This is a genomic window from Streptomyces sp. NPDC026515 (assembly GCF_055567595.1).
In genome coordinates this window covers 395,098-420,577 of the sequence record NZ_JBVHQD010000004.1, presented here as the reverse complement: position 1 = coordinate 420,577, position 25,480 = coordinate 395,098, and the positions used below count along the sequence as shown (strand labels likewise).

The 25,480-nt window shown below is 71.6% G+C and carries 24 protein-coding genes, 1 tRNA gene and 2 pseudogenes; 13 read left to right on the top strand and 14 right to left on the bottom strand.

Annotation, left to right across the window (positions count from 1 at the left end; all coding sequences use genetic code 11):
- Positions 1-2: 2 nt before the first annotated feature.
- Genes ACZ4O3_RS10375 through ACZ4O3_RS10365 form a run of 3 tightly spaced genes read right to left on the bottom strand, consistent with a single transcriptional unit; the run spans position 3 to position 3,347 of the window.
- Positions 3-431: an OsmC family protein gene (locus ACZ4O3_RS10375; protein WP_362729285.1), complete on the bottom strand. Its 429-nt coding sequence runs from the start codon at positions 429-431 to the stop codon at positions 3-5.
- Positions 432-459: 28 nt separating this feature from the next.
- Positions 460-1,194, bottom strand: coding sequence for a hypothetical protein (locus ACZ4O3_RS10370; protein WP_384998144.1), 735 nt, complete (start codon positions 1,192-1,194; stop codon positions 460-462).
- A 38-nt stretch (positions 1,195-1,232) separates the two neighbouring features.
- On the bottom strand, positions 1,233-3,347 hold the full coding sequence (locus ACZ4O3_RS10365) for a SpoIIE family protein phosphatase (RefSeq protein ID WP_467721870.1): 2,115 nt from the start codon (positions 3,345-3,347) through the stop codon (positions 1,233-1,235).
- A 740-nt stretch (positions 3,348-4,087) separates the two neighbouring features.
- On the opposite strand from ACZ4O3_RS10365, the gene ACZ4O3_RS10360 reads away from it, so the two are divergent.
- Complete coding sequence (locus tag ACZ4O3_RS10360; RefSeq protein WP_467721869.1) at positions 4,088-4,405, top strand: hypothetical protein; 318 nt, start codon at positions 4,088-4,090, stop codon at positions 4,403-4,405.
- A 119-nt stretch (positions 4,406-4,524) separates the two neighbouring features.
- Here the strand turns inward: ACZ4O3_RS10360 and ACZ4O3_RS10355 are convergent.
- Together ACZ4O3_RS10355 and ACZ4O3_RS10350 are read right to left on the bottom strand one after the other, a co-directional pair.
- Positions 4,525-4,598: transfer RNA gene (locus ACZ4O3_RS10355), tRNA-Pro, on the bottom strand.
- Between the two features lie 45 nt (positions 4,599-4,643).
- Positions 4,644-6,071, bottom strand: a complete 1,428-nt coding sequence (locus ACZ4O3_RS10350; RefSeq protein ID WP_362730732.1) for an MFS transporter — start codon at positions 6,069-6,071, stop codon at positions 4,644-4,646.
- A gap of 209 nt (positions 6,072-6,280) precedes the next feature.
- Between ACZ4O3_RS10350 and ACZ4O3_RS10345 the strand changes: the two genes are divergently transcribed.
- On the top strand, positions 6,281-6,886 hold the full coding sequence (locus ACZ4O3_RS10345; RefSeq protein ID WP_362730729.1) for a TetR/AcrR family transcriptional regulator: 606 nt from the start codon (positions 6,281-6,283) through the stop codon (positions 6,884-6,886).
- 169 nt (positions 6,887-7,055) lie between these two features.
- Here ACZ4O3_RS10345 and ACZ4O3_RS10340 read toward each other — a convergent pair.
- Both ACZ4O3_RS10340 and ACZ4O3_RS10335 read right to left on the bottom strand, forming a co-directional pair.
- Positions 7,056-7,638, bottom strand: a pseudogene (locus tag ACZ4O3_RS10340) (dioxygenase); the annotation flags it as partial.
- A gap of 70 nt (positions 7,639-7,708) precedes the next feature.
- Positions 7,709-8,215, bottom strand: a complete 507-nt coding sequence (locus ACZ4O3_RS10335; RefSeq protein ID WP_362729547.1) for a hypothetical protein — start codon at positions 8,213-8,215, stop codon at positions 7,709-7,711.
- Positions 8,216-8,345: 130 nt separating this feature from the next.
- Here ACZ4O3_RS10335 and ACZ4O3_RS10330 point away from each other — a divergent pair, with 130 nt between their 5' ends.
- On the top strand, positions 8,346-8,693 hold the full coding sequence (locus ACZ4O3_RS10330) for a cupin domain-containing protein (RefSeq protein ID WP_467721868.1): 348 nt from the start codon (positions 8,346-8,348) through the stop codon (positions 8,691-8,693).
- A 6-nt stretch (positions 8,694-8,699) separates the two neighbouring features.
- Here ACZ4O3_RS10330 and ACZ4O3_RS10325 read toward each other — a convergent pair whose 3' ends face one another.
- Positions 8,700-9,731 (bottom strand): LacI family DNA-binding transcriptional regulator, encoded by a 1,032-nt coding sequence (locus tag ACZ4O3_RS10325; RefSeq protein WP_362729543.1) that lies wholly within the window; start codon positions 9,729-9,731, stop codon positions 8,700-8,702.
- Positions 9,732-9,883: 152 nt separating this feature from the next.
- Between ACZ4O3_RS10325 and ACZ4O3_RS10320 the strand changes: the two genes are divergently transcribed.
- From ACZ4O3_RS10320 to ACZ4O3_RS10310, 3 genes are all read left to right on the top strand, one after another.
- Positions 9,884-11,050: a phytanoyl-CoA dioxygenase family protein gene (locus ACZ4O3_RS10320; RefSeq protein ID WP_467721867.1), complete on the top strand. Its 1,167-nt coding sequence runs from the start codon at positions 9,884-9,886 to the stop codon at positions 11,048-11,050.
- 15 nt (positions 11,051-11,065) lie between these two features.
- On the top strand, positions 11,066-11,842 hold the full coding sequence (locus ACZ4O3_RS10315) for an SDR family oxidoreductase (protein WP_467721866.1): 777 nt from the start codon (positions 11,066-11,068) through the stop codon (positions 11,840-11,842).
- A gap of 130 nt (positions 11,843-11,972) precedes the next feature.
- Positions 11,973-12,977, top strand: coding sequence for a Gfo/Idh/MocA family protein (locus tag ACZ4O3_RS10310; RefSeq protein ID WP_467721865.1), 1,005 nt, complete (start codon positions 11,973-11,975; stop codon positions 12,975-12,977).
- Between the two features lie 114 nt (positions 12,978-13,091).
- On the opposite strand, the gene ACZ4O3_RS10305 is transcribed toward ACZ4O3_RS10310, so the two are convergent.
- The gene (locus ACZ4O3_RS10305; protein ID WP_467721864.1) at positions 13,092-13,388 is read right to left on the bottom strand and encodes a hypothetical protein; all 297 of its coding nucleotides are present in this window, start codon (positions 13,386-13,388) and stop codon (positions 13,092-13,094) included.
- A gap of 51 nt (positions 13,389-13,439) precedes the next feature.
- Here ACZ4O3_RS10305 and ACZ4O3_RS10300 point away from each other — a divergent pair, with 51 nt between their 5' ends.
- Both ACZ4O3_RS10300 and ACZ4O3_RS10295 read left to right on the top strand, forming a co-directional pair.
- Complete coding sequence (locus ACZ4O3_RS10300; RefSeq protein ID WP_467721863.1) at positions 13,440-13,655, top strand: hypothetical protein; 216 nt, start codon at positions 13,440-13,442, stop codon at positions 13,653-13,655.
- A 118-nt stretch (positions 13,656-13,773) separates the two neighbouring features.
- A pseudogene (locus tag ACZ4O3_RS10295) lies at positions 13,774-14,724 on the top strand (Rossmann-fold NAD(P)-binding domain-containing protein).
- Here the strand turns inward: ACZ4O3_RS10295 and ACZ4O3_RS10290 are convergent.
- From ACZ4O3_RS10290 to ACZ4O3_RS10270, 5 genes are all read right to left on the bottom strand, one after another.
- The gene (locus ACZ4O3_RS10290) at positions 14,712-14,900 is read right to left on the bottom strand and encodes a hypothetical protein (protein ID WP_362725275.1); all 189 of its coding nucleotides are present in this window, start codon (positions 14,898-14,900) and stop codon (positions 14,712-14,714) included. The pseudogene ACZ4O3_RS10295 and the gene ACZ4O3_RS10290 sit on opposite strands and share 13 nt — an antisense overlap.
- 118 nt (positions 14,901-15,018) lie before the next feature.
- The gene (locus tag ACZ4O3_RS10285) at positions 15,019-15,921 is read right to left on the bottom strand and encodes a sugar phosphate isomerase/epimerase family protein (protein WP_362725272.1); all 903 of its coding nucleotides are present in this window, start codon (positions 15,919-15,921) and stop codon (positions 15,019-15,021) included.
- A gap of 2 nt (positions 15,922-15,923) precedes the next feature.
- A complete protein-coding gene (locus tag ACZ4O3_RS10280; RefSeq protein WP_362725270.1) occupies positions 15,924-16,835 on the bottom strand; it encodes an ATP-binding cassette domain-containing protein in 912 nt (303 codons plus the stop codon).
- 4 nt (positions 16,836-16,839) lie between these two features.
- Complete coding sequence (locus tag ACZ4O3_RS10275) at positions 16,840-17,910, bottom strand: ABC transporter permease (protein WP_384998029.1); 1,071 nt, start codon at positions 17,908-17,910, stop codon at positions 16,840-16,842.
- A 5-nt stretch (positions 17,911-17,915) separates the two neighbouring features.
- Positions 17,916-18,935 (bottom strand): sugar ABC transporter substrate-binding protein, encoded by a 1,020-nt coding sequence (locus tag ACZ4O3_RS10270; protein WP_467721862.1) that lies wholly within the window; start codon positions 18,933-18,935, stop codon positions 17,916-17,918.
- A 310-nt stretch (positions 18,936-19,245) separates the two neighbouring features.
- Here ACZ4O3_RS10270 and iolD point away from each other — a divergent pair, with 310 nt between their 5' ends.
- The 5 genes from iolD (at position 19,246) to ACZ4O3_RS10245 (ending at position 25,460) form a co-directional block, all read left to right on the top strand.
- A complete protein-coding gene (iolD, locus tag ACZ4O3_RS10265; protein ID WP_467721861.1) occupies positions 19,246-21,117 on the top strand; it encodes a 3D-(3,5/4)-trihydroxycyclohexane-1,2-dione acylhydrolase (decyclizing) in 1,872 nt (623 codons plus the stop codon).
- A 29-nt stretch (positions 21,118-21,146) separates the two neighbouring features.
- Positions 21,147-21,932, top strand: coding sequence for a GntR family transcriptional regulator (locus ACZ4O3_RS10260; RefSeq protein ID WP_362722181.1), 786 nt, complete (start codon positions 21,147-21,149; stop codon positions 21,930-21,932).
- Positions 21,933-22,276: 344 nt separating this feature from the next.
- Positions 22,277-23,587 (top strand): ABC transporter substrate-binding protein, encoded by a 1,311-nt coding sequence (locus ACZ4O3_RS10255; RefSeq protein WP_384998040.1) that lies wholly within the window; start codon positions 22,277-22,279, stop codon positions 23,585-23,587.
- Between the two features lie 8 nt (positions 23,588-23,595).
- On the top strand, positions 23,596-24,576 hold the full coding sequence (locus ACZ4O3_RS10250) for a carbohydrate ABC transporter permease (RefSeq protein ID WP_351314383.1): 981 nt from the start codon (positions 23,596-23,598) through the stop codon (positions 24,574-24,576).
- The gene (locus tag ACZ4O3_RS10245) at positions 24,573-25,460 is read left to right on the top strand and encodes a carbohydrate ABC transporter permease (protein ID WP_351314385.1); all 888 of its coding nucleotides are present in this window, start codon (positions 24,573-24,575) and stop codon (positions 25,458-25,460) included. Before ACZ4O3_RS10250 ends, ACZ4O3_RS10245 begins: the two co-directional genes overlap by 4 nt.
- Positions 25,461-25,480 lie beyond the last annotated feature (20 nt).

Sequence of the window (25,480 nt, the reverse complement as noted above, 5' to 3'; positions counted from 1 at the left end):
GCTCAGTCGTCCTCGACCGAGACGGCGACGGGTGTCCCGGCCTCGATGGTGCGGCTGACCGTGCACAGCCGGTCGTGCGAGACGGCGACGGCGCGGGGCAGGATGGCGCGGGCCCGGTCGCCCGACGGGCCGTCCGGGAAGCTGACGGAGAAGGAGACCGCGAGGTCGGTCATCCGGTTGCCGCCCTCGTCGGTGACCTTCTGACCGCTGACGGTGACGGTGAAGGCGGCCGGTTCGGCGTGCCGACCGGTGGCGACGTCGACGTCGGCCGCGGTGCAGCCGCCGATCGCGGCGAGCAGGAGCTCCACCGGTGTGAACTCGGTGCCGTCGGCGGTACCGAAGCCGATCGTGCCGCCGCGCGCGTTCGTCGCGGTGAAGTGTCCGGTGGCGGTGCGCTCGACGGTGACCCGGCGCAGGGAGTCTTCGTTCATACCGCCGAACCTAGGGCAGCCCGGGCCGTCAGTGCAGGATGTTCACGGCCCGTGCCACCACCAGCACCACCGTCACCAGGGAGACGGAGGACTGCAGCATCATCAGCATCTTGGCCCAGCGCGACAGCGGCATCACGTCGGTCGGGCTGAAGGCCGTGGAGTTGGTGAAGGACAGGTACAGGTAGTCCAGGAAGGCGGGCTCCCAGTCGGGCGGGGCGGTCTCGGGGCTCTGCATCTGCACGAACAGGAAGTCCGCGTACTGGTGGTGGCCCCGGACCCGGGCCATCGGTCCGCCCCGGTCCCACTCCCAGTACCACAGGGCGAACACGATCACGTTCGTCAGCCAGATGCCGCCGCCGGTCAGCAGCAGCGGTCCGGCCTCCTCGCCCTCGGTGCCGTTCACCAGGCCGGCCACCAGCCGGACCGCCGCCCAGCCGTTGGCGAGACTGATCACGCACATCAGCACCAGGCCCAGGACCCGCAGCCACCGGGTGCGGGGCTCCACCCGCCGCGGGTTGCCGGCGACCAGGCCCGCCAGCAGCGCCAGTTCCAGGGCCGGCAGGGCCCAGTACGGCTGGAGGGCGAGCCGGTGCGGCAGCGCCAGCTGGAGCCCCACGGCCACCAGGATCACCGCGGTCACGGCCCACCGTGGCTCGCCCTGCGTGGCCCTGCGCCACGCGGGCACCACGTCACGCCCGCCGTCCGCCAGCAGCCGCTCAAGCCTGGTCAGCCGGTGCTCGGCATCGCTCATGCGGTCGTCCATGGCGACGATTGTCCCCGAGACCGCCGGCCGGCCCGCGGTCAGGGAGCGGGAAGCCGCCCCGGACCCGCCGGGCCCGCCTGGAGCAGGGGCCGGGCCCTGGCGATGAGCAGGGCGACGTCGTCCTCGCCGCCGGGCGGCCGCAGCGTCTCCAGGATGCGTTCGCAGGTCTCCTCCAGACCGTGGCCGCGGGTCGCGGTGAGGGCGTCCAGCAGGGTGTCCAGGCGGGCGTCGATGGGTTCGCTGCGGGTCTCGACCAGGCCGTCGGTGTAGAGGACCAGTTCGTCGCCGGGTCGGAAGCCGACGGTGGCGGCCTCGAAGGGCACCCCGCCGACGCCCAGGGGTACGCCGGCCGGCAGGTCGAGCAGCCGGGCCGGCCGGCCCGCCCGCAGCAGGACCGGCGGCAGGTGACCGGCCAGGCACAGCCGGCACTCGCCCCGGTGCGGGTCGCAGACGCAGTAGAGGCAGGTGGTGATGGCCTGTTCGGCGCCGTCGATGAGGTGGTCGAGGTGGTACAGGGCCTCGTCCGGGGCGAGATCGAGTTCGGCGAAGGCGCGGGCGGCGCTGCGGAGTTGCCCCATGGTGGCGGCCGCGTTGATGCCGCTGCCCATGACGTCCCCGACGACCAGCGCGGTCTTGTCGCCCCGCAGCGGGATGGCGTCGTACCAGTCGCCGCCGATCTCGCTCGTGGCGCCGGCGGGCTGGTATCGGCAGGCCACCTCCAGACCCGGCAGGTGGGTCGCGAGCCGCGGGAGCAGGCTGCGCTGGAGGGTGAGGGCCGCATGGCGCTGCGCCTGGTAGCCACGGGCGTTGTCGATGCAGACCGCGGCCCGGGCGGCCAGTTCACAGGCGAGGAGGACGTCGTCGTCGTCGAAGGGCGCGCAGTCGCCGCTGCGGGCGAGGGCCAGGGCACCGAGCACCTCGCCCCGGGCCGGCAGCGGTACGGCCAGGTAGGAGTGGACGCCGGCCTCCGCGAGCAGGGCGGCGGACGCATCGTTGCGGGCGATGCGGTCCAGGTCCCCGCGCGTGGTGCGGGGCAGCAGCACCGGTCGGCCGGTGCGCACGCACCGGGCGACCAGGCGGTCGCTGTCGTAGACGACGGTTCCTCCGGGCGGGTGGGCCGCGCGGAGCGCCTCGCCCCCGCGGACCGCGCTGACGGCGAGGGTGCGGAAGCACACCGGGCCGTCGCGGGGCGGGGTCCGGCCCTCGAGCGCCCGGTCGAGCATGTCGACGGCGGCCAGGTCGGCCAGGTCCGGTACGACGACCTCGGCCAGCTCCCGGGCGGTCGTCGCCACGTCCAGGGTGGTCCCCACGGAGGCGGAGGCCCGCACGATCAGCGCCAGCCGTTGCCGGGCCTCGGCCGCCTCGGCGGCCGCCCGGTGGCGTTCGGTGACGTCGATGACGGAGTAGGCCAGGCCCAGGACCCGCCCGCCGGAGTCCTCCAGCCGGTAGTACGACACGGACCAGGCGTGGTCGTGGTCGGGGTCGCCGGGGGGACGGCAGACGATGTCCCGGTCCACGACCGACTCGCCCGTCTCCAGGACCCGCCGCAGCCGTGCCTCGGGGCCGGTGTTCAGGAAGGTCAGGATCTCGCCGGCCGACCGGCCCAGACGCTCGGCGGCGGACTGGCCCGTGATGCGTTCCAGGGCGGGGTTCACGGCCACGTATCGCAGGTCCGAGTCCAGGATGGCCAGCCCGACCGGCGACTGGGACACCAGACGCATGGCCAGGGCGGCGTCCCGCTCGACCCGCTCCACCGCGGCCCGGTCGGCGGCGAACCCCAGCGCGTAGTGGCCGCCGAGGTCGTCCAGCAGCCGCATGTTGCGGAACTCCACCGGACGGGTGCTGCCGTCCTTGTGCCGGACCGGGAAGACTCCGGCCCAGTCCTGGCCGGTTTCCATGACGTGTGCGAACAGCCCGATGACCTCGTCCCAGTGCTCCTCGTCGGCCATCAGCCGGGCCGCGTACTGCCCCAGGGCCTCCGCCGCGCTGTGGCCGAACAGCTCCTCGGCCTTCGGGCTCCACAGGACGACCTGGCCCTCCGCGTTCAGCACCACCGCGGCGACGCTGAGCAGATCCAGCAGACCGCTGGGCGGCGCGGCGGGAACGGCCGCGGACCGGCCGGTGACTGCTCGGGAGGAGTCCGTCGTGCCCATCCCTCATCTTCCCTCCCGCCCGGTGCGCGGGCTCGTGGAACATCGGCGGCGTGCTGTGCATCCATGGTCGCCCCGGACCGCGGGGGACACATCGGGGCCGGTCCGCGCGGGGCGCCCGCCGTCTCGCGGCGGGAGTCCGACGCGTTCGTCGAGGCGGCCCGCGCCCTGGGGACGCCGGGGCCGGCCGACCACGGGCCGTGTGCGGCGGGCTATGGCCGGCGTGGCGTGACCCGAGCCCCCCGTGCACAGGGACTTCGTGGGCGCGACTGCCGGGGCAGGGCGTCACGCACCTCGACGGCCTGTGTCACGTCGTCTGCCGGGGGCGCCTCCACGACGGCCGGGCGGCCACCGACGTCGCAGGCAGCGCGGGCGCCCGCTTCGGGCGGCGCCGGCGCTCGGGCCCTCGCCACCCGAGGTGTGCTCCTGCACCTCCCCGCCGCCCTCGGGGTCGGCCGGCTGGAGCCGGGACGGGCGGTACACGCGCGGGACGTCACCGACGCGCAGCGGGCGCTCGGGGTGACGATCGGCGAGGGAGATTCGGTGCCGCTGCCGGCGGAGCGCGGTGCCGCGCTGTTCGGCGGTGACGGCGACAGTGACGTACGGCCCCTCGCCCGTACCCCGGGGCCATCCCGCGGCCGTCCCCGTCACCGACGTCAGAGGGGGAACGGCCGCCTGTCCGGGGCGTGCGGCCGCCGGCGTACGGGAACGTCCCGGTCCCGGACACGGGCACCCGTACCGCCATGGAGGTCCGCGTCCTGCCGGCCCGGTTCGGCGGCCGGTGGACCCGCTCCGTGTCGATCAACGACCTGTACCTCGCCGACGCCGTCTCCGCCTTCCAGCGCATCGGCGGCCGGCTGTACCAGGCCGCCGCCGTCCCCGAGCCGCTGTCACTGCGGGGCGGGCAGATCGCCGACGGGTTCGACCGCGCCTTCTCCGGTCGTCCGGCCGGCGGTTGCGTGCCGCCCGTGCTCGTCTCCACGGCGGCGGACAGCGAAGGGGGCCTCGGCCTTGGACCCGTCCGGCCACCGGGAGGCCCGACGGAGGACCGGCGCAGGTGACGGATCCGCAACTCCTGGCGGCTCAAGCGGGGTTGAACACGCCGGGCCCGGCCCCGGAAACGATCGAGGGGCTGTCCCGGATCTCTCCGTGACAGCCCCTCACCGGCGACTTCGAAAAGTCGGGACGACAGGATTTGAACCTGCGACCCCTTGACCCCCAGTCAAGTGCGCTACCAAGCTGCGCCACGTCCCGCTGCGGAGTCACGCGGTGGTCACCGCGTGATCACGCAGGTCAACACTACCGCACGCGTGCCGGTGCCGCTGCCGCCCGCTCCGTGACCGGTGCGATGACGTGCTGTGCGCGGCGGACCGGGACCAGGAGCGCCGCCCCGGCGGCGGCCAGGCAGAACACGGCGAGCAGGGTCCAGGCGTGGGTGTAGCCGGAGGCGTAGGGCAGTCCGGAGGGCTGGAGCCGGCCGGTGACCAGGACGCTGGTGAGCGCGGCGCCGATGGAGCCGCCGATGGTGCGGATGTTGGCGTTCATGCCGGTCGCGGCGCCGGTCTGCTCGGGCGGCACGCTGCCGACGACGAGGTTGGCCATCGAGGCGAAGGCCAGACCGATGCCGAGGCCGAACAGGCCGGAGACCACGGCGATCTGCCACTGGGCGGTGTGCCACAGGGCGAGCAGCGCGAGCGCGAGGGCACCGAAGGCCGCACCGGCGGTCAGGAGTGCCTTGGCGCCCACCCTGGGCTCCAGCCGGCCGCTGAGGATTCCCGAGCCGAACATCGCGAGCAGCATCGGGAGCATCAGCAGTCCGGAGGCGGTGACGCTGGCACCGAAGCCGTATCCGGCGGCGGACGGCGTCTGGACGAAGCCGGGCAGGAAGGACCAGAGCGCGTACATGCCCGCGCCGAACAGCAGGGCGGCGGCATTGGTGGTCCAGACGACGGGCAGCCGCATGACGCGCAGGTCGATCAGCGGGGTGCGGGAGCGGGCCTCGGTGAGCAGCCACACCGCGAAGAGCACGACGGCCGTACCGAACAGGCCGAGCACCTTGGCCGAGCCCCAGCCCCACTGACCGGCCTGGCTCAGCGGCAGCAGCAGCGTCACCAGCCAGGCGGAGAGCAGTACGGCGCCGAGCCAACTGACGCTGCCCTCGGCCCTCTTGGGCGACTCGGGGACGTAGCGGGCGGCGATGAGGACGGTCACGGCGACCACGCCGACCGGGATCCAGAACAGCCAGCGGTAGTCCAGCGCGGAGACGATGGGGCCGGCGGCCACGATGCCGACACCGCCGCCGGCCGCGATCACCGCGGACAGGTTGCTGATGCTGCCGCTGACCTCGCCCGGGGCGAACTCGTCCCGGATGATGCCGAAGGAGAGCGGGAACAGGGCGCCGCCGACGCCCTGGACGACCCGGGCGACGATCAGGACGCCGATGTTCGGCGCGAGGGCGGCGAGCAGGCAGCCGGCCAGGACGGCCAGCAGGACGGCGACGAGGGTGCGCTTCTTGCCGGTCAGGTCGCCGACACGGCCGAGTATCGGGGTGAAGACCGAGGCGGACAGCAGATAGGCCGTCATCACCCAGGTCGCGTTGGACTGCGAGGTGTGCAGGGCGTGCTGAACGGTCGGCAGGGCCGGCGCGACCAGCGACTGGAGCATGGAGAACACGCCGGCACCGGTCGCGAGGACCGCGAAGGTGAGGCGGGTGGACTTCCGGGGCATGAAGGAGCCTCTCCGAACATCGGACACGGAGGGAAAGAGATGTCTGGGTGGGTGCGGAGGGGCGCGGAGCGCAGGCCGCGTCCGGCCGTGGCGGGCCCCTCTCGCACTGCTAAAGTGGAGGTACCCCTCCACTGTACTGGAGGCAATCCTCCGCTTCAACCGAAGTCGAGGAATCCCTCCGGTTCACCCACGTCACCCGGGAGGCAGCAGTGACGGCCGGCCCCTTCCCCGTCAGTGAGATCGTCGCGTCCCGCAGACCGCACCGCAAAGACGCGGCCCGCAACTACGACGCGCTGCTCGCGGCCGCCCGCGAGGCGTTCGCCGAGAAGGGCGCGGAGGCCTCCCTGGAGGACGTCGCCCGCCGTGCCGGAGTCGGCATCGGCACGCTGTACCGCAACTTCCCCACCCGCCGCGACCTCTTCGAGAGCGTCTACGCCGACGAGGTCAACACCCTGTGCCGGGCGGCCGTGGAGCTGGCCGAGCTGGAGCCGTGGCAGGCCCTGACCTCCTGGCTGGACCGCTTCACGGACTACATGGTCACCAAGCGGGCGGTCCGCGACGCCCTCAACGACGAGTCGGAGATCTTCCAGGCCTGCCGCGACTCGATGTACGGCGCCGGCGGCCCGCTGCTGGAGCGGGCCCAGCAGGCGGGCGTGGTGCGGACGGACATGGAGATCGGCGATCTGCTCCGGATGGTCTCCGGCATCACGGGCACGGCCTTCGAGGACGACGCCCAGCGGGACCGGGTGATGGGCATCGCCCTGGACGGGGTACGGACGGCGCGGCCGGCGCCTCTCGCTCAGCCCCTTGCCTGAACGGCTCGCCCCGCGTACGCCGCCCGCAGCACGTCCCGCGCGTCGTCTGCGGTCACCGGCCGCGGACTGGCGTACGCCTGCCCTGCCACCTGCTCGGCAGCCGCCGCCAAGTCACCCTCCCCGAGACCGGGTTCGGCGAGAGAACGGGGGCGCCGAGACGCCGGGCCAGCTCGGCCGGGATCGGGCAGGCACTGGGCACACAGGTCCGGAACCGGAAGCGGCCCTCGCCGCCGGCCGTGAACAGGCCCCGGCCGCTGCCGGCCGGCTGGTGCCCGGGCTGCTGCACGTCGTGGAAGCCGTGCGGGTCGGCCTGCCAGACGTCCGGGACCGCACCGGGCAGCGGGGTGCCGTCGGCGGACCGGACCACACCGCCGACCACGCAGGGTTCGCCGGCTCCGACCAGGTCGATGTCCGCCCCCGGTTCCCGGACCGGGGACTCGGTCATGTGGAAGGGGCCGAGGACGGTGGACTCGGTGCCGCCGGGGCCGCTGTGCCCGTTGACCGTCTCCACCAGCATCGACAGGCCCGGGACGTCGGAGAGCGGGATGAACTCCTGCCTGGTGTCCGTACAGGCCTGCCCGGTCGCGGTGAGGAAGGCGACGGCCGCCGCCCGCTCGCCCCGGGTCGGCCGGGTCTCGCGCGCGAAGGCGTGCGGGGGGGCGGATCAGCGCCGCGAGCACCTCGCGCAGCCGGGGGCCGGTGCCCCGCCGGCTCTCGACGGCCTCCGCGGTCACCGCGTCTTCGGTTGTCATGACGGCTCCTTGCCCGGCGGAACGGTGACGATGAGTGGTCGTAAACCGTTCAGCGTTCAATGAACCGGATCTACTTGATGAGCGCGTTGGCCACCACCACGATCACCCCGAGCAGCGCGTCGAGGAGGCCGATGAACACGGCCGCGGGCCAACTCCGCGCGGACCAGCGGGCCGTGACAAGTCCCAGACCGAACAGGATCACGATGTTCAGAAGAAACGCCGGATACTCGACGCCCTTGGGCGGCCACCAGCCCCAGCCGGCGCCCGCGAGCAGGAAGACCGTGGGCAGGACGGCCGTGACCAGCGGCCACTCCTCGGCCAGGGCACGCAGCCCGTCCCAGCGCCGGTGCGGGGCACGCTCGGCGATGTAGTGGGCGTAGCCGTGGGCCAGGGCGGAGGCGCAGGCGGTCACCAGGAGCCAGAGGGCGTCGTAGCGGCGGCTCGCGGCGGAGGTGTGCCCGTACTGGGTGAGCGCCGCGACCATCGAGGAGGCCAGTACGGCGCCGTACACCCCGCCGAACAGGACGGCCTCGCGGGTGTCGTGCGGGTGCGGCTCCGCCGCCGTGGAGTCGGCCATGCCCTCCACGATCACCCCGGCGCGCCGCCCCCGCCAGTCCGGACGGCCCGACGAAGTGTCCTCCCACCAGGCCCGATGCCCCACACCCTGTCCACGCCCAGGACGCCGGGGCGCTCGCTAGGGTCGCCGTATGACGACGCACAGCTTCGCCCTCCACATCCCCGACGCCGCACTCGAACCCGAGCCGCTGGACCCCGCGCAGATCGTCTCCGGCAGGCCCGAGGTCACCGGGAAGGTGGTCTGGGAGTCGGCCGACGGCAGGCAGCTCCGCGGGGTCTGGCAGATCACTCCGGGGGTGGTCACCGACACCGAGGCGGACGAGCTGTTCGTGGTGGTCAGCGGCTCCGCGACGATCGAGGTCGAGGGCGGCCCCACGCTCACGGTGGGCCCCGGGGACATGGCCGTGCTCCGCGCGGGCGACCGTACGACGTGGACCGTGCACGAGACGCTGCGCAAGGCGTACGCGATCAGTCTGTGAGCAGGCTCAGCGGGCCGTGGACGCCGGCATGTTGTACGGCGTGACCACCTGGATCGGCGACGGCAGGCTCGGGCCCGCCGGGGGCAGCGCCCCCTGCGCGCGCATCACCAGATGGCAGGCCTCGCGCATGTCCTGCCGCAGGTCGTGGTGGAGGACGGCGGACAGGCGGTGCTCGCGCAGCAGGCGGGTGTTGTCGTGGTCGAGGTCGTGGGCGACGAACACCGCGCACTCCCGGCCCAGCTCGGCGAAGGCCCGCAGGGTCGCGTTGTTGCCGCCGCCGATCGAGTACACGGCACGGATCTCCGGGTCCCGTTCGAGTGCGGCGCGGACCAGGTCGTACTGGGTGGCGTCCAGCCCCTGGCCCTCGGCGATCTCCACCACGGTGCGCTCGGGGTGGGTGGCGCGCATGACGCTGCGGAAGCCCATCTCGCGCTCCTCCTCGTTGCGGAAGAAGCCGCTGCTGAGGCTCGTGAGGACATTGCCGGGCCGGTCGCCGAGCCACTGGCCCATCAGATAGGCGGCGGTGGCGCCGGCCGCCCGGTTGTCGCTGCCGACGTAGGCGAGCCGGCCGCTGGCGGGCAGGTCGGTGACCAGGGTGACCACCGGGATCCCCGCCGACCTGAGCCGGCCCACGGCGGCGGTCACCTCGGGGACGTCCGGCGCCTTGAGGATCACGCCCTGCGAGCCCCGGCGGGCTGTCCGGTCGAGCGTGGCCACCAGCTCCGCCACCGGCCCGGTCTCGCGGAAGTGGAACCGGGAACGCACCACCGCCGGGTGCAGTGAGGGCAGCTCGGCCTCCAGTGCCCCGCGCACCGCCGTGGTGAACCGCTCGGGCGCCTGCATCACGATGTCGACCATGAAGGTGCGGCCCACCAGCCTGACCTGGGTGCGCTGCCGGTCCAGGTCGGCGATGGCCTGCCGCACCTCACGCCGGGTGCTCTCCCGCACCCCTCCCCTGCCGTTCAGCACCCGGTCCACGGTGGCCTCGCTGAGCCCTGCCTGACGTGCGATCTCGCGGATCGGGAAGGGATGGCCCACAGCCTGGCTCCTTGAGGGGTTTTTGATGGTTCGCTGCTGGTTGTTCGAGGGGTTTGTACTGACAAGAATGACAGAGCCCCGCCGCTCCCACGGCCCTCTTCGAGGCCGTGAGCGCGGCCGTGACCGTGGCCGTGACCGAAAGAAGGACACCGATGTCCCTCGCCGCCGAACAGGACAGCGCCTGGCTCTCCCCGCAGGACTGCGACCTCGACACCTTCCGCGCGCTGGTCGAGCGGACCACCGACCCGGCCGCCTATCCGCACGCCTCGGCCGTCGAGGGCGACGTCCTCGTCTACGACAGTGAGCGGCTGCGCGCCGCCGAGTCGCCCCACCCGGTGCGGACCGAACTCGTGCGCGCCCTCGCCGACGGCCCCGGGGTCGTCGTCTTCAAGGGCGCGTTCCCCGACCCGGAGATCGTCGACCGGGCCACCGCGGTGTTCGAGGCACTGATCTCGGAGCAGAAGGAGTCGGGCGCGCAGGCCGGCGACCACTTCGCGAAGCCGGGGGCCAACGAACGGGTGTGGAACGCGCTGGAGAAGGCGGCCCTCTACGACCCGGAGGTGTTCGCCGACTACTACGCCAACGACATCCTTGCCCTGGTCTCCCGGGCCTGGCTGGGCCCCGGCTACCAGGTCACCTCGCAGGTCAACGTGGTCAACCCGGGCGGGGTGGCCCAGACCGCGCACCGCGACTACCACCTCGGTTTCCTCTCCGACGGGCAGGCCGAGGCCTACCCGGGGCACGTCCACCGCCTCTCCCCCGTGCTCACCCTCCAGGGCGCGGTGGCGCACTGCGACATGCCGGTGGAGTCCGGGCCGACGATGTACCTTCCCTACTCCCAGACCTACGAGCCGGGTTATCTGGCCTGGCGGCGGCCGGAGTTCCAGGACTACTTCAAGGCCCACCACGTGCAACTGCCGCTGGCCAAGGGCGACGCGGTGTTCTTCAACCCGGCGGTGTTCCACGGGGCCGGCACCAACCGGAGTGTCGACGTACGGCGGATGGCCAACCTGCTCCAGGTGTCCTCGGCCTTCGGACGGGCCATGGAGACGGTGGACCGGGAGGCGGTGACCAACGCGGTCTACCCGGTGCTGCGCCGGCGCCGGAGCGAGGGGGCCGCCGCGGCCTGGCTGGAGCACGTCATCGCGGCGAGCGCCGAGGGCTACCCGTTCCCGACCAACCTCGACAGCGATCCGCCGGTCGACGGCATGGCCCCGCCCTCGCAGGCGGACCTGGTGCGGCGGGCGCTGCGCGAGGACTGGGCGACACGGGCCCTGCGGGACGAGCTGCGGGCCGCCTCGGCCCGGCGCGAGAGCTGAAGGGGCCAGGACCTCATGGGACTTCTCGACGACAAGGTCGTCCTCGTCAACGGCGGCAGCCAGGGCGTCGGCGCGGCCATCGCGCGGGCCGCGGCGCGTGAGGGCGCCACGGTCGCCGTCACCGGCCGCCGCCCCGAGCCCGGCGCGGCCCTGGTGGCGGAACTCGCCGCCGCCGGCTCGGAGGCCCGCTACGTACGGGCCGACCTCTCGGACGCCGGACAGGCCAAGGCCTCGGTGGCCGAGGTCATCGACGCGTACGGCCGGATCGACTGCCTGGTCAACTCGGCAGGGCTCACCTCCCGGGGCACCCTCCTCGACACCACGCCCGAGCTGTTCGACCAGCACATCGCGATCAACCTCAAGGGGCCGTTCTTCGCGATGCAGGCGGCGGTCGCCGACATGGTCGCGCGCAAGGCGCCCGGCACGGTGGTCAACATCATCACCTCCTCCGCGCACGGCGGGCAGCCGTTCCTCGCGCCCTACGTCGCCGCGAAGGCCGGCCTGATCGGCCTGACCCGCAACGCGGCGCACGCGCACCGCTGGGACCGGGTGCGGATCAACGGCCTGAACATCGGCTGGACGGCGACGGAGGGCGAGGACGCGACACAACGGGCGTTCCACGGGGCGGGAGACGGCTGGCTCGACGAGGCCGCCGCGAGGCTGCCGATGGGCAAGCTCGGCCAGCCGGACGAGATCGCGGACTTCGTGGTGCTGCTGCTGTCGGACCGGTCGGGGGTGGTGACCGGGTCGGTGATCGACTGGGACCAGAACGTGCTGGGGGGTCTCGACTAAGGGGTCGCCACGTCGGGTCATGGGTCGCCCGCGGCCGCGTCGTGGCTGATGGCGCCCACGCGGCGGAGCCGCACATCGACACAGCCCCGCGCCCCCTTCGGGCGCGTACACATCAAGGAGTAACACCCCTATGCGTATGGGAATCCTCGGTCTCGGCCGCATCGGCGCGTTCCACGCCGAGACCCTGTCCGGGCTCGACGCCGTCGAGTCGCTCGTCTTCACGGATCCGTTCGCGGACGCCGCCAAGGCCGCCGCCGAGAAGTTCGGCGGCGAGGTCGTGGACTCGCCCGAGGCGCTGCTGGCAGCCGGCGTGGACGGCATCGTGGTGGCCGCCGCCACCGATGCCCACCCCGCCCTGATCCTGGCCGGCGTCGAGGCCGGCATCCCCGTCTTCTGCGAGAAGCCCGTCGCCAAGCACATGAGTGACGGTGTCGAGGTCCTCAAGGCGGTCCAGGGCAGGGACGTGCCGATCCAGATCGGCTACAACCGGCGCTTCGACGCGGGCTTCGTCGCCGCGCGTGCCGCCGTCCAGGCCGGTGAACTGGGCAAACTGCACACCGTCCGCTCCACCACCCTGGACCCGGCCCCGCCGCCCGCCGCCTATGTCGCCGTGTCCGGCGGCATCTTCCGGGACTGTTCCGTGCACGACTTCGACATCATCCGCTGGGTGACCGGCCGTGAGGTCACCGAGGTGTACGCGGTCGGCGGCAACCGAGGCGCCGACTACATCAAGGAGGCGGGCGACGCCGACACCACCGGCGCGATCCTCACCCTGGACGACGGCACCATCGCGGTGGTCTCCAACTCCCGCCACAACGCCCGGGGTTACGACGTCCGCATGGAGCTGCACGGCTTCCGGGACTCGATCGCCGTCGGCCTGGAGGACAAGCTCCCGCTGCGTTCCGTCGAGCCCGGGGTGACCTTCCCCGCGGGCACCCCGCACGACTTCTTCATGGACCGCTTCGCCGCGGCCTACCGTGCCGAACTCGCCGCGTTCACCGAGGTCGTGGCCGGCGACCGCCCGTCCCCCTGCACGGTCGAGGACGCCCTGCAGGCCGGCTGGATCGCGGAGGCCTGCACCCTGTCTCTGCGCGAGCACCGTCCGGTGACCGTCGCGGAGGTGCGCGGAGCCTGACACCGCGCACGGCGGCGGGGCGGGGCACCGGGACCGAAGCACGCGGTCCCGGCGGCCCGCCCCGCCGCCCTTTGCCCCGCCCTCCCCCTCACCCGGCCCGCAGCCCGTCCACGATCAGGCCCAGGATCCGCGTCGCCCTGGCCTCCGCGTCGCCGCGCGCCGGGTCGATCCGCCACAACACGCCGAGCTGGAGGAGTACGTCCTCCGGGTCGACGTCGGCTTCAGCGTGCCGTCCGCCGCGCCGGCGCGGAGCAGCGACGCGATGGCGTCCACGAACGGCTCGTACATCGGGTCGGCGCCGCCGCCGGTCCTCGCGTGCACGGCCTCGGAGACGCCGGACGTGAGCCTGCCGTAGTGCGCCACCTCGTCGAACCAGCGGCGCAGGGCCTCCAGCGGCGGATACGTCCGCACCAGCCCGGCCCGAGGTCGATCAGATGCTGGAGATCGTGCCGGTACAGCTCCATGATCAGCGCCTCCCGGGTCGGGAAGTGCCGGCAGAGCGTGCCGATGCCGGCGCCGGCCCTGCGGGCGGTCGCGGAGAGCGAGGCGGAGGTGGCCACGGCGAGCTCCGCCCGGGCGGCGGCGAGGATCCGGTCCCGGTCGTCGCGGGCGTCCTTCCCGGTCGGCTTCGAGGGCTGCGGGCTCACGGGTGTCAGTCGTCCGTCCGAGGTGGACTGATAATCCGGAGACCTCTCCGGTACGCTGGCGGACGAAGCGGAGGGATCTCCGTTTCTTGGCCGATTCTGGCACCTCCCACCGCATCCGTGGCGGTCAGTCGTGCCCGAGCTAGGTCGTCCTGGTGACCGGCGGCACCGGACACATCGCCGGCTGGTGCGTCGCAGAGCTGCTGCGACGCGGCTACGACGTGCGGACGACCGTGCGCTCGCCGGGCCGGGAGCAGGCGGCCCTCGACGCGGTCTCCACGGTCGCCGACCCGGCCGGGCGGCCGGACTTCGCCTAGCCGCCCGGTGTGAGCACCGGCACGCCCGACCTGCTCACCCCGGCCCGTAAGGACACCCTGCGGGTACTGCGGGCGGCCACCGCGGCGGGCGTACGGCGGGTGGTGGCGACGTCGGCCGCGAACACCGCGAGCCCGTCGTCGTACGCCTCGGAAGGTGTCACCGACGAGACGCCGTGGACCGATCCAAAGGATCCGGCCCTGATCCCCTGCCGGCGTTCGAAGACCCTCGCCGAGCCGGCGGCCTGGGCGTTCGTGCGGGGACACGACGGGCCGACCGAGCCGGCCACCGTGCCGCCCGGTGCCGTGTTCGGGCCGGTGCCGACGGCGGACACCGCCGGTTCCGTCGGGATCGTCGCCCGGATGCTCTCCGGGGCGCCGGGCGGGCCCCGCATCGGGCTGGAGGTGGTGGACGTCCGGGACCTGGTCGACGTCCACCTCGGGGCGATGACCTCACCGGCCGCCGCCTGCGAACGGTTCCTGGCCACCGGTGAGTTCGTGTGGACGGCGGACCTGGCGCGGTTCCTGCGGGAGGGCCTCGGGGAGCGCGGGCGGCACGTGCCGACGCGCCGGCTGCCGGACTTCGCGGTGCGCCTCGCGGCCCGCTTCCGGGATCCCGCGCTGCGCGAGATCACCCCCGCGCCGGGCCGGCGCAACCGGCACAGCACCGAGAAGGCGGCCCGGCCGCTGGGCCGGCGGCCGCGCCCGGCCCGGGAGACGGTGCTGGACTGTGCCGGGAGCCTGCCCGCCCACGGCGCGGTCCGGGTCCCGGCCGCTCAGAGGCCGTAACGGACCGCGAACCCGTCCGGGTCGTAGGCCTCCCGGTCCGGGTCGTGCCCGACGGCCGGCCTGGTCTCGACCATGTCCTCCGGGCGGATCCGCTCGGGCAGCGCGCCGAAGCGCCGGTGCCGCAGCACCTCGGCGGCCTCGTCGGCGTCCGGCTCCGCGTGCTGTTCGTCCGTCATGCTCACCCCTGTCGCCCGTGTCCTGCGCCCCCGGCGGCCGTGTGCCGGCCGGCGGGGCGGAGTCCGGTCCCGTCCGTCGACCGGGAGAACGTCCGGGTCGCGGCGCGTGTTCCCGGGCTCAGGCGCCGCAGGAGCGCAGGAACTGCCGGGTACGCACCGCGATGGGCAGCGGCTTGTCCGGCTCGCAGGGGTACATGTCCTGCTCGACGATGGCGAACAGGTCGACGCCGAGGCGCTGCGCCGCCTCCATCACCGGGCCCAGCTCCGGTACCCCGGCGGGCGGTTCGCACATCACGCCCTGGGCCACGGCCGGCCCGAACGGGGTGCCCTTGGCCTGGACGTCGGCCAGGACCGCCGGGTCCACCTGCTTGAGGTGGAGGTACCCGATCCGCTCGCCGTAGGTCTCGATCAGCTTGACGCTGTCGCCGCCGCAGTAGGCGTAGTGGCCGGTGTCCAGGCAGAGGTTGACCAGGTCCGCGTCGGTCGAGTCGAGGAAGCGCTCCACGTGCTCCTCGGTGTCGATGTGGGTGTCGGCGTGCGGATGGACGACGATGTCCAGGCCGTACGTCTCCTTGACCTCGTGTCCGAGCCGCTCCATGCCCTTGGTCAGGTGGGCCCACTGCTCGCCGGTCAGCTCGTGCGGCTCCAGGATCTCGGCGGTCTTGTCGTCCCGCCAGAAGGAGGGGATGACCACCAGGTGCTTCGCGTCCATCGCCTGGGTGAGCGCGGCGACCTGGCTGACGTGCTCCCAGGTCGCGTCCCAGACGGCGGGGCCGCGGTGCAGGCCGGTGAAGACGGTGCCGGCCGAGACCTTCAGGCCGCGCCGGGAGACCTCGTCGGTCAGCCGCGCCGGGTCGCTCGGGAGGTAGCCGTACGGGCCGAGCTCGATCCAGGAATACCCGGCCTCGGCGACCTCGTCGAGGAAGCGTTCCCAGGGGACCTGCTGGGGGTCGTCCGGGAACCAGACGCCCCAGGAGTCGGGGGCCGAGCCGACACGGATGCGGTCGAGGGCGTTCGCCATGCTCAGGACTTTCCTTCCGGACCGGTCACCGCGGGTGCGGTGAGGTCCTCTTCTTCCGGGAGCTCCTCGGTGTCGACTCCGCGGACCTGGGACAGTTCGTGCTTGAGGGCGGCCAGTTCGGCGCCGCCCGCCATGTGGTTGGTGAGCTCTTCGAGGGTGATCTCGCTGCGCTCGGCGGAGAGTTCGAGGGTGCCGAGCCGCAGCACGCTGAAGTGGTCGCCGACCATGTAGGCGTGGTGCGGGTTGTGGGTGATGAAGATGACGCCGAGGCCGCGCTCGCGGGCGGCGGCGATGTACTTCAGGACCACACCGGACTGCTTGACGCCGAGCGCCGCCGTCGGCTCGTCCAGAATCAGCACCCGGGCGCCGAAGTACACGGCGCGGGCGATGGCCACGCACTGGCGCTGGCCGCCGGAGAGGGTGCCGATGGGCTGCTCCAGGTCGTCCAGGACGATGCCCATGTTGCGCAGTTCGCGGTCGGCGGTCTCCTTCATCCTCGCGATGTCCAGGCGCCGGACCGGCCAGGGGCCCTTGGTCATCTCGGAGCCGAGGAAGAAGTTGCGCCACACCGGCATCAGCGGGACGGTGGCGAGGTCCTGGTAGACGGTGGCGATGCCCTTGTCGAGGGCCTCGCGCGGGGTGCTGAAGCGCACCGGGGTGCCGTCCACGAGGAAGTCGCCCTCGGTGTGCTGGTGCAGCCCCGAGATGATCTTGATGAGGGTCGACTTGCCGGCCCCGTTGTCGCCGAGGACGCAGGTGACCCGGCCGGGGAACACCTGGAGGTCGACGCCGTGCAGGGCGCGGATGTTGCCGTAGGACTTGCCCGCGCCGCGCAGTTCGACGATCGGGGCGCCCTCGGCGGGGGCCGTGTCCGGGAGGGTGACGCCGTGGGTTCCGGTTCCGTTGTCTGTCATCGGGTCACCTCCTGGTCGCGGTGCGCTGGACCCACAGGTTGATCAGGACGGCGCCGAGCAGCATCACGCCGAGGAAGGCCTTGAACCAGTCCGGGTTCCAGCCCGCGTAGACGATGCCCTGCTGCACCATGCCGAACATGAAGGCGCCGAAGACCGGGCCGATCGCCGAGCCCGCACCGCCGGTCAGCAGGCAGCCGCCGATGACCGCGGCGGAGATGTAGATCAGCTCCTGGCCGACGCCCTCGCCGGACTGCACGGTGTTGAAGGAGAACAGCTGGTGCATCCCGACGAACCAGGCGCCGAAGCCGACCAGCATGAACAGCGAGATCTTGGTGAAGGTCACCGGGACGCCGACCGCGCGGGCGCTCTCCTTGTTGCCGCCGACCGCGAAGATCCAGTTGCCGTACTTGGTGCGCAGCAGCACCCAGGTGGCGATGGCCGCGAAGACCAGCCACCACACGATGGTGATCTTCACTTCGACGCCACCGATGTGGAAGGAGGAGGCGAAGACGCTCCTGACCTGGTCGAAGCCGTCCATGTTGCTGATGTCGTCGGTGGCGACGTTGCCGGTGACCAGCTTGGTCACCGCGAGGTTGACGCCCTGCAGGATCAGGAAGGTGCCCAGGGTGACCAGGAAGCTGGGCAGCCCGGTCTTCACCACCATCCAGCCGTTGAAGGCACCGATGGCGAGCGACACGACCAGGGCGACGATCACGCCCATCCACACGTTGAGCGTCAGCTGGTAGCTGAGCATGCTCGCGGTGAGCGCCGAACTGACCACCGCGACACCGGCCGAGAGGTCGAACTCGCCGCCGATCATCAGCAGGGCCACCGGCAGCGCCATGATCCCGATGGTGGACGACTGGTACAGGATGTTCGCCATCGCGCCGGCCTCGCGCACCGGCGGCGCCGCGATCAGGAAGAAGACGTACACCGCGACGGCGCCGAGGAACACGCCCACGTCCGGACGGGCCAGCACCCGCAGCGCGAGCGGACGCCGGGCCGTACGGCCGTCCTTCTCGCCGGGGCCAGGGGCCGGCGGTGTGGCCACCGCCGGTGGTGCCTGGTGACTCATACCGATCACCGTGTGCCCTTCGCGGCGAACTGGGCGACCTTGTCGACGTTGGACTTGTCGACGAAGGCCGGCCCGGTCAGCACCGGCTGCTCACCGCCGCCCATGTAGTTGCCGTTGTTCTTGTAGAGCCACAGCGAGTCGACCGCCAGGTAGCCCTGCAGGTACGGCTGCTGGTCCACGGCGAACTCGATGGTCCCCTTGCTGATGGCGCCGGTCAGGTCCTTGTTGAGGTCGAAGGTCGCGATCTGCGCCTTGCTGCCCGCGTCCGACACCGACTGCACGGCGATCAGCGCGATGGGGGCGCCGAGCGTGATCACGTGGTCGATGGCGCCGTCCGTCTTGAGCTTGGCGGTGATCGTGGACTTGACCGCGGTCGGGGACGTGCCGTCGACGTACAGGGTCTCCGTCGTCCCCGAGAACGTCTTCTTCACCCCGTCGCACCGCTGGGTGAGGCCGACGTTGCCCTGCTCCTGGATGACACAGACGACCTTCTTGGCGCCTTCCGTGTTCAGCCGGTTGCCGAGCGCCTCGCCCGCCACCGTCTCGTCCTGGCCGAAGAACTCCAGCAGGCCGAGCTTCTTCCAGTCGCTCACACCGGAGTTGAGCCCGACGACCGGGATGTTCGCCGCGGTCGCCTTGCCGATGACGGCCTTGAGGGCGTCCGGCTTGGCGAGGGTGACGGCGATCCCGTCGACCTTCTGGTCGATCGCGTTCTGCACCAGGCTGGCCTGGTTGCCGGCGTTCGGGTCGGCGGAGTAGACGAGCTTGACGTTGTCCTTGTCGGCCGCCGCCTGGGCACCCTTGCGGACGATGTCCCAGAAGGTGTCACCGGGTGCCTGATGGGTGACCAGCGCGACCGTCATGCGCGGGGTGCTCGCCTTGCCTGCCGCGGCGGACGCGGCGCCCTCCTCCGACTTCTTTCCTCCGGAACTGCTGGAGCAGCCTGCGAGGGCCAGGGCGGCCGCCGCGGCCACGGCCACGAAGGGGGCCAGTCTCCGCGGACGGATACGGGATGAGCGCTCCATCTTGCCTGCACCTCACTGTGCGACGGGGAAAAGAACGGGATCCGTGAAGGTCATGGACCCGGTCCGGAGGGTGCCGGTCCGGGCCGTGCTGTGCGTTGGGACGGGATACAAGTCCCTGTGCGGCCCGCTGTCAATACTTTGTTAAGACATCATTTCACACTCAGGTCCGAATGTAAGTACAAACCATTGACAGTTCGGCCTGTCCGATCTACACCTGAGAGGCATCCCGCCCCACCCTGGGAGCCCCGCGATCCCTACCCGCTCCCGCCCGGCGTACCCCTGTACACCACCCCGCCCGAATGAGGTCCCCATGAGCCAGCCGACCACCCGACTGACCGTCGCCCAGGCGCTGGTGCGGTTCCTGTCCGCGCAGTACACCGAGCGCGACGGCGTCCGGCACCGGCTGATCGCCGGCACCTGGGGCATCTTCGGCCACGGCAACGTGGCGGGCATCGGCCAGGCGCTGCTGGAGTACGGCGACGTCATGCCCTACCACCAGGGCCGCAACGAGCAGGCGATGGTGCACGCGGCCGTGGGCCACGCCCGCCAGCTGGACCGGCTCTCCGCGCAGGCGGTGACCACGTCCATCGGGCCGGGCGCCACCAACCTGGTGACCGGCGCGGCCCTGGCGACCATCAACCGGCTGCCGGTGCTGCTGCTGCCCGGCGACTACTTCGCCAGCCACGCGCCCGACCCGCTGCTGCAACAGCTGGAGCACCCGGTCGAGTTCGACGTCTCCGTCAACGACACGCTGCGCCCGGTCTCCCGCTACTTCGACCGGATCACCCGCCCCGAGGCGCTGATCCCGTCCGCCCTGAACGCCATGCGGGTGCTCGCCGACCCGGCCGAGACCGGCGCGGTCACCCTCGCCCTTCCGCAGGACGTCCAGGCGGAGGCGTACGACTGGCCCGAGGAGTTCTTCGCCGAGCGCGTCTGGCGGGTCCGGCGGCCCGCACCCGACCCGGCCGAGCTGGCGGCCGCCGTGAGCGCCGTACGGGCCGCTGAGCGGCCGTTGATCGTGGCGGGCGGCGGAGTCCACCACAGCCGCGCCGAGGACGCCCTGAGGGCCCTCGTGGAGGCGACCGGCATCCCCGTGGCCTCGACCCAGGCCGGCAAGGGCGCCCTGCGCCACGACCACCCGGGCGACCTGGGCGGGGTCGGCCACACCGGCACCGCCGTCGCCGACGACCTGGCACGCACCGCCGACCTGGTCATCGGCGTCGGCACCCGGTACACGGACTTCACCACGGCCTCCGGCACCCTCTTCCAGAACCCGGACGTCCGCTTCCTCAACCTGAACATCACCGGCTTCGACGCCCACAAGCTGGCCGGCCGCACCCTCGTGTGCGACGCGCGGGCGGGGCTGGACGCCCTCACAAAGGCCCTCGCCGGGCACCGGGCGGCCGCGGCCTACGAGGCCGAGTACCGGGCCGGGAAGGAGCGTTGGGAGGCCGTCGTCGAGGCCGCCTACCGCGCGGACGACGAGGACGCGGTGCCGACCCAGACCCAGGTGCTCGGCGCCCTGGACGCGGTGGTGGGCGACGACGACGTCGTCATCAACGCGGCCGGCTCGCTCCCCGGCGACCTCCACAAGCTCTGGCGGGCCCGCTCGCCGCGCCAGTACCACCTGGAGTACGGCTACTCCTGCATGGGCTACGAGATCCCGGCCGGCATCGGCGTGCAGCAGGCCGCCCCGGACACCGTGGTCTGGGCGCTGGTCGGCGACGGCACCTACCTGATGAACCCGACCGAGATCGTCACCGCCGTCCAGGAGGGCCTGCCCGTCAACCTGGTGCTGATCCAGAACCACGGGTACGCCTCCATCGGCGGACTCTCCGAGTCGGTGGGCGGCGAGCGGTTCGGCACCGCCTACCGCTACCGCGCCGCCGACGGCACCTTCGGCGGCGCCCCGCTGCCGGTCGACCTCGCCGCCAACGCGGCCAGCCTCGGCATGGAGGTGCTGCGCGCCAAGACCGTGCGCGAGCTGCGCGAGGCGCTCGCCGCGGCCCGCGCGAGCGACCGGCCGACCTGTGTGTACGTCGAGACGGACCCGGCGCCCACCGCCCCCGGTGCCGAGGCCTGGTGGGACGTGCCGGTCGCGGCGACCGCCACCCGCGAGGCCGCCGTACGGGCCCGTGAGGACTACGAGCGGCAGGTCGCCGGCCGCCGCCGGCACCTGTGATCCCCCGACCCCCGGAAGGAGGTGTCCCGGTGGCCCGAACCGGTGGTTCCGCCCGGACCGCGACCGTCTCGGCACTCGACTCCCTGGACTTCTCCCTGGACCGCGGGAGTCCGGTGCCGCTCTACTACCAGCTCGCCCGGCAGCTGGAGGAGGCCATCGAGCACGGCGTGCTCGCCCCGGGGAACCTCCTGGGCAACGAGATCGAACTGTCGGTGCGGCTCGGCCTGTCCCGGCCCACGGTCCGCCAGGCCATCCAGTCGCTGGTCGACAAGGGCCTCCTGGTGCGCCGCAGGGGCGTGGGCACCCAGGTGGTGCACAGTCAGGTCAGACGGCCGCTGGAGCTGAGCAGCCTCTACGACGACCTGGAGTCGGCCGGACAGGGCCCCACCACCCGGGTGCTGCGCAACGAGCGGATCCCGGCGGCCGGCGAGGCGGCCGCCGCGCTCGGCATCGCGGACGGCGCGGAGGTGGTCGTCCTGGAGCGGCTGCGCTGCACGCACGGCCAGCCGGTGGCGTTCCTCTGCAACTACCTGCCCGCCGGCCTGCTCGAACTCGACACCGGACGCCTGGAGTCGACCGGTCTGTACCGGATGATGCGCACGGCCGGCATCACCCTGCACAGCGCCCGGCAGACCGTGGGCGCCCGCAGCGCCACCGCCGAGGAGGCCGCCCGCCTCGACGAGAAGGAGGGCGCCGCCCTGCTCACCATGCGGCGCACGGCCTACGACGACACCGGCCGCCCGGTGGAGTACGGCAGCCACGTCTACCGGGCGTCCCGGTACGCCTTCGACTTCCAACTGCTGGTACGGCCCTAGCCCGTTGCGGTGAACGGCACGCGGAACGGCGCTTGCCGCCGCGGCCGCCGCGCGCTAAACCGCTGGTCCCGCCACCGGAAACCAACACGCCCGCACACGAGCCCTCACGAAGTTCGCCCCCCGGGGGCTCCGTCGTCTCCCCGTGTTCAACAAAGCGGCAGGCAACTGTGTCGATTACGTTTCGGGCAAGAGACGGGCGAGAGGGACGCAGGCTATTGACGCATGAGCGGACAAGCGGCTGTTATTGCGCCCACGATGTTCGGCCGAGTTGGTTTCTGATCGGTTTCGGGACCTTTCGAAGATCAACTCTTCCCCTTGCCGAACCCTGTTACTCAGGAGCCGCCATGCGCATCTCCCCGTCCGGTCTTCACCTGCCGGGTCCGAGCCGCCGTACCGTTCTGCGTGGGGCCGGTTCGGCCGCCCTCGTCGCCGGCGGCATACCCCTGCTCTCCGCCTGCGGCGGCAGCGGGTCCTCCTCCGACCCGAAGACCGTCACCCTGGGCTCCAACGGCTCGGACGCCGTGCCGAAGAAGGCATACGCGGAGATGTACGCGACCTTCAAGAAGCAGTCGGGCATCACGGTCGATGTCAACACGAAGGACCACAACACCTTCCAGGAGCAGATCAACTCCTACCTGCAGGGTACGCCGGACGACGTGTTCAACTGGTTCGCCGGGTACCGGATGCAGTTCTTCGCGAAGAAGGGTCTCGCGACCCCGATCGACGAGGTCTGGGACAAGATCGGCGACGGCTTCCCCGACGCGATGAAGAAGCTCAGCAAGGGCGAGGACGGCAAGTACTACTTCGTGCCGCTGGACACCTACCCCTGGGCGATCTTCTACCGCAAGAGCCTCTTCCAGGAGAAGGGCTACAAGGTCCCCACCACCTGGGACGACTTCGTGGCCCTGTGCAAGCAGATGAAGAAGGACGGCCTGGTCCCGATCGCGTTCGGCGACAAGGACGCGTGGCCGGCGATGGGCACCTTCGACCAGCTCAACTTCCGCATCAACGGCTACGACTTCCACGTCGACCTGATGGGCGGCAAGGCCGAGTGGACCGACCCCAAGGTCAAGGCCGTCTTCGACCACTGGGCCGAGATCCTCCCCTACCACCAGGACGGCTTCATGGGCCGCACCTGGCAGGACGCCGCGCAGACCCTGGTCTCCAAGAAGGCCGGCATGTACCTCCTCGGCTCCTTCGTGGCCCAGCAGTTCACCAACAAGGCCGACCTGGACGACCTGGACTTCTTCGCCTTCCCGGAGATCAACTCCGCGTACGGCCAGGACACCGTCGAGGCGCCCACCGACGGCTACATGGTCAGCAAGGCCCCGAAGAACAAGTCCGGCGCCTTCAAGCTGATGGAGTACCTCGGTACCCCCTCGGCCGAGCAGATCTACCTCAAGGCCGACTCCAGTGTGGTCGCCGCGTCCTCCAAGGCGGACACTTCGTCGTACTCCGCCCTGCAGAAGAAGGCGTACGACATGATCAGCAACGCCAAGAGCCTCACCCAGTTCATGGACCGCGACTCCCGCCCGGACTTCACCTCCACGGTGATGCAGCCCGGTCTGCAGAAGTTCCTGCAGAACCCGAAGGGCGTCGACAGCCTGCTCTCGTCGATCGAGCGCCAGAAGAAGACCATCTTCGCGTCCGAGTGAGCGGCTGAATGACGACTGACATCACCACGAAGTCCCAGGAGGCGGCCGCCGTGCCGCCTCCTGGGCGCGCGTCCGAGAAGAAGCGGGTCCGGCAGGGGCACAAGCGCCTGCTGACCCGCCGCGACCGCATCACGCTGGCCTTCATGGCCGGCGTGCCGACGGTCCTCCACGTCCTGCTCGTCTGGGTGACCGCCCTCGCCTCGATCCTGCTGGCCTTCACCACCTGGGACGGCATCGGCTTCGACTCCATCAAGTGGGTCGGGTTCGACAACTTCCACCAACTCTTCAGCGACAACCCGCAGTTCTGGCCCGCGGTCCAGCACAACGTCATCTGGTTCGTCGTACTGATCCTGATACCCACGCCGTTCGGCCTGTTCCTGGCCGTACAACTGGACAAGCGGATCCGGTTCACCCGGATCTACCAGACGGCGTTCTTCCTGCCGGTCGTCATCTCCATGGCGTGCATCGGCTTCGTCTGGCAGCTGATCTACAACCCGGACACGGGCCTGATCAACAGCATCATCGGCGCCAACAAGCCGGGGCACTACATCGACTGGATCGGCGACCCGAAGCTCAACCTGTGGGCGGTCCTGATCGCCGCGTCCTGGCGGCACGCCGGCTACATGATGATCCTGTACCTGGCCGGTCTGAAGAGCGTCGACCCGTCGCTGCGCGAGGCCTCGGCCCTCGACGGCGCCAACGAGTGGCAGACGTTCAAGAACGTCATCTTCCCGACCCTGCGGCCCACCAACACGGTCGTCCTGGTCGTCACCATCATCGAGGCGCTGCGCGCCTTCGACCTGGTCTTCGTCTTCAACAAGGGCGCCCAGGGCACCGAGTTGCTCTCCATCCTGGTGACCAACAACATCATCGGCGAGTCCAGCCGCATCGGTTACGGCTCGGCGATCGCGGTGGTCCTGCTGGTCATCTCCCTGATCGTGATCATCCCGTACCTGATCGCGACCTTCCGGAAGGAGCGGCGCGCATGAGCACCGTGAGCGCGCTGGGCAAACAGCGCACCCCGATCCGTCCGGCCCGCGTCCTGCTGCACGTCTTCCTCGCCGTCACCGCGCTGGCGTGGCTCGCCCCGCTGCTGTGGGCGGTCTTCTCGGCGCTGCGCCCGTACAGCGAGACCAGCGACCGCGGCTACGTGTCCTGGCCGCACACGCTGAACTTCGACAACTTCACCAACGCGTTCACGCAGTCGGACATGACGCACTACTTCATGAACACGTTGATCATCGCGGTCCCGGCCGTGCTGCTCACGCTGTTCCTGTCGTCGATGGTCGCCTTCTACGTCAGCCGCTTCGACTTCCGGCTCAACCTGGCGCTGCTGCTGGTCTTCACGGCGGGCAACCTGCTCCCCCAGCAGGTCATCATCACCCCCCTGTACCGGATGTACCTGCTGACGAACCTGCCGGGCATCACGCAGAGCGGCAAGCTGTACGACTCGGCGCTCGGCCTGGTGCTGATCCATGTGGCGTTCCAGTCCGGGTTCTGCGCGTTCGTGCTCAGCAACTACATGCGGTCGCTGCCGCACGAGCTGACCGAGGCGGCGCTGGTGGACGGCGCGTCGGTGTGGCGGCTGTACTGGCAGATCACGCTGCCGCTGTGCCGGCCGGCGATGGCGGCCCTGGCGACCCTGTTGTCGATCTGGATCTACAACGACTTCTTCTGGGCGCTGGTGCTGATCTCGACCGGTGAGAACATGCCGATCACCTCGGCGCTCAACAACCTCTCGGGCCAGTACTTCACCGACCCGAACCTGGTCGCCGCCGGTTCCCTGCTCACCGCGATCCCGACGCTGGTCGTGTACTTCGCGCTGCAGAAGCAGTTCGTCAGCGGTCTGACCCTGGGCTCCGCCAAGGGCTGATCCGGCCCCCTCCGAAAGAG

Bases quoted from the DNA above. Each gene is read 5' to 3' on its own strand.
- ACZ4O3_RS10375 (WP_362729285.1), bottom strand. From the start codon at position 431: ATGAACGAAGACTCCCTGCGCCGGGTCACCGTCGAGCGCACCGCCACC.
- ACZ4O3_RS10370 (WP_384998144.1), bottom strand. From the start codon at position 1,194: ATGGACGACCGCATGAGCGATGCCGAGCACCGGCTGACCAGGCTTGAG.
- ACZ4O3_RS10365 (WP_467721870.1), bottom strand. From the start codon at position 3,347: ATGGGCACGACGGACTCCTCCCGAGCAGTCACCGGCCGGTCCGCGGCC.
- ACZ4O3_RS10360 (WP_467721869.1), top strand. From the start codon at position 4,088: ATGGAGGTCCGCGTCCTGCCGGCCCGGTTCGGCGGCCGGTGGACCCGC.
- ACZ4O3_RS10350 (WP_362730732.1), bottom strand. From the start codon at position 6,071: ATGCCCCGGAAGTCCACCCGCCTCACCTTCGCGGTCCTCGCGACCGGT.
- ACZ4O3_RS10335 (WP_362729547.1), bottom strand. From the start codon at position 8,215: ATGGCCGACTCCACGGCGGCGGAGCCGCACCCGCACGACACCCGCGAG.
- ACZ4O3_RS10330 (WP_467721868.1), top strand. From the start codon at position 8,346: ATGACGACGCACAGCTTCGCCCTCCACATCCCCGACGCCGCACTCGAA.
- ACZ4O3_RS10320 (WP_467721867.1), top strand. From the start codon at position 9,884: ATGTCCCTCGCCGCCGAACAGGACAGCGCCTGGCTCTCCCCGCAGGAC.
- ACZ4O3_RS10315 (WP_467721866.1), top strand. From the start codon at position 11,066: ATGGGACTTCTCGACGACAAGGTCGTCCTCGTCAACGGCGGCAGCCAG.
- ACZ4O3_RS10310 (WP_467721865.1), top strand. From the start codon at position 11,973: ATGCGTATGGGAATCCTCGGTCTCGGCCGCATCGGCGCGTTCCACGCC.
- ACZ4O3_RS10300 (WP_467721863.1), top strand. From the start codon at position 13,440: ATGATCAGCGCCTCCCGGGTCGGGAAGTGCCGGCAGAGCGTGCCGATG.
- ACZ4O3_RS10290 (WP_362725275.1), bottom strand. From the start codon at position 14,900: ATGACGGACGAACAGCACGCGGAGCCGGACGCCGACGAGGCCGCCGAG.
- ACZ4O3_RS10285 (WP_362725272.1), bottom strand. From the start codon at position 15,921: ATGGCGAACGCCCTCGACCGCATCCGTGTCGGCTCGGCCCCCGACTCC.
- ACZ4O3_RS10280 (WP_362725270.1), bottom strand. From the start codon at position 16,835: ATGACAGACAACGGAACCGGAACCCACGGCGTCACCCTCCCGGACACG.
- ACZ4O3_RS10275 (WP_384998029.1), bottom strand. From the start codon at position 17,910: ATGAGTCACCAGGCACCACCGGCGGTGGCCACACCGCCGGCCCCTGGC.
- ACZ4O3_RS10270 (WP_467721862.1), bottom strand. From the start codon at position 18,935: ATGGAGCGCTCATCCCGTATCCGTCCGCGGAGACTGGCCCCCTTCGTG.
- iolD (WP_467721861.1), top strand. From the start codon at position 19,246: ATGAGCCAGCCGACCACCCGACTGACCGTCGCCCAGGCGCTGGTGCGG.
- ACZ4O3_RS10255 (WP_384998040.1), top strand. From the start codon at position 22,277: ATGCGCATCTCCCCGTCCGGTCTTCACCTGCCGGGTCCGAGCCGCCGT.
- ACZ4O3_RS10250 (WP_351314383.1), top strand. From the start codon at position 23,596: ATGACGACTGACATCACCACGAAGTCCCAGGAGGCGGCCGCCGTGCCG.
- ACZ4O3_RS10245 (WP_351314385.1), top strand. From the start codon at position 24,573: ATGAGCACCGTGAGCGCGCTGGGCAAACAGCGCACCCCGATCCGTCCG.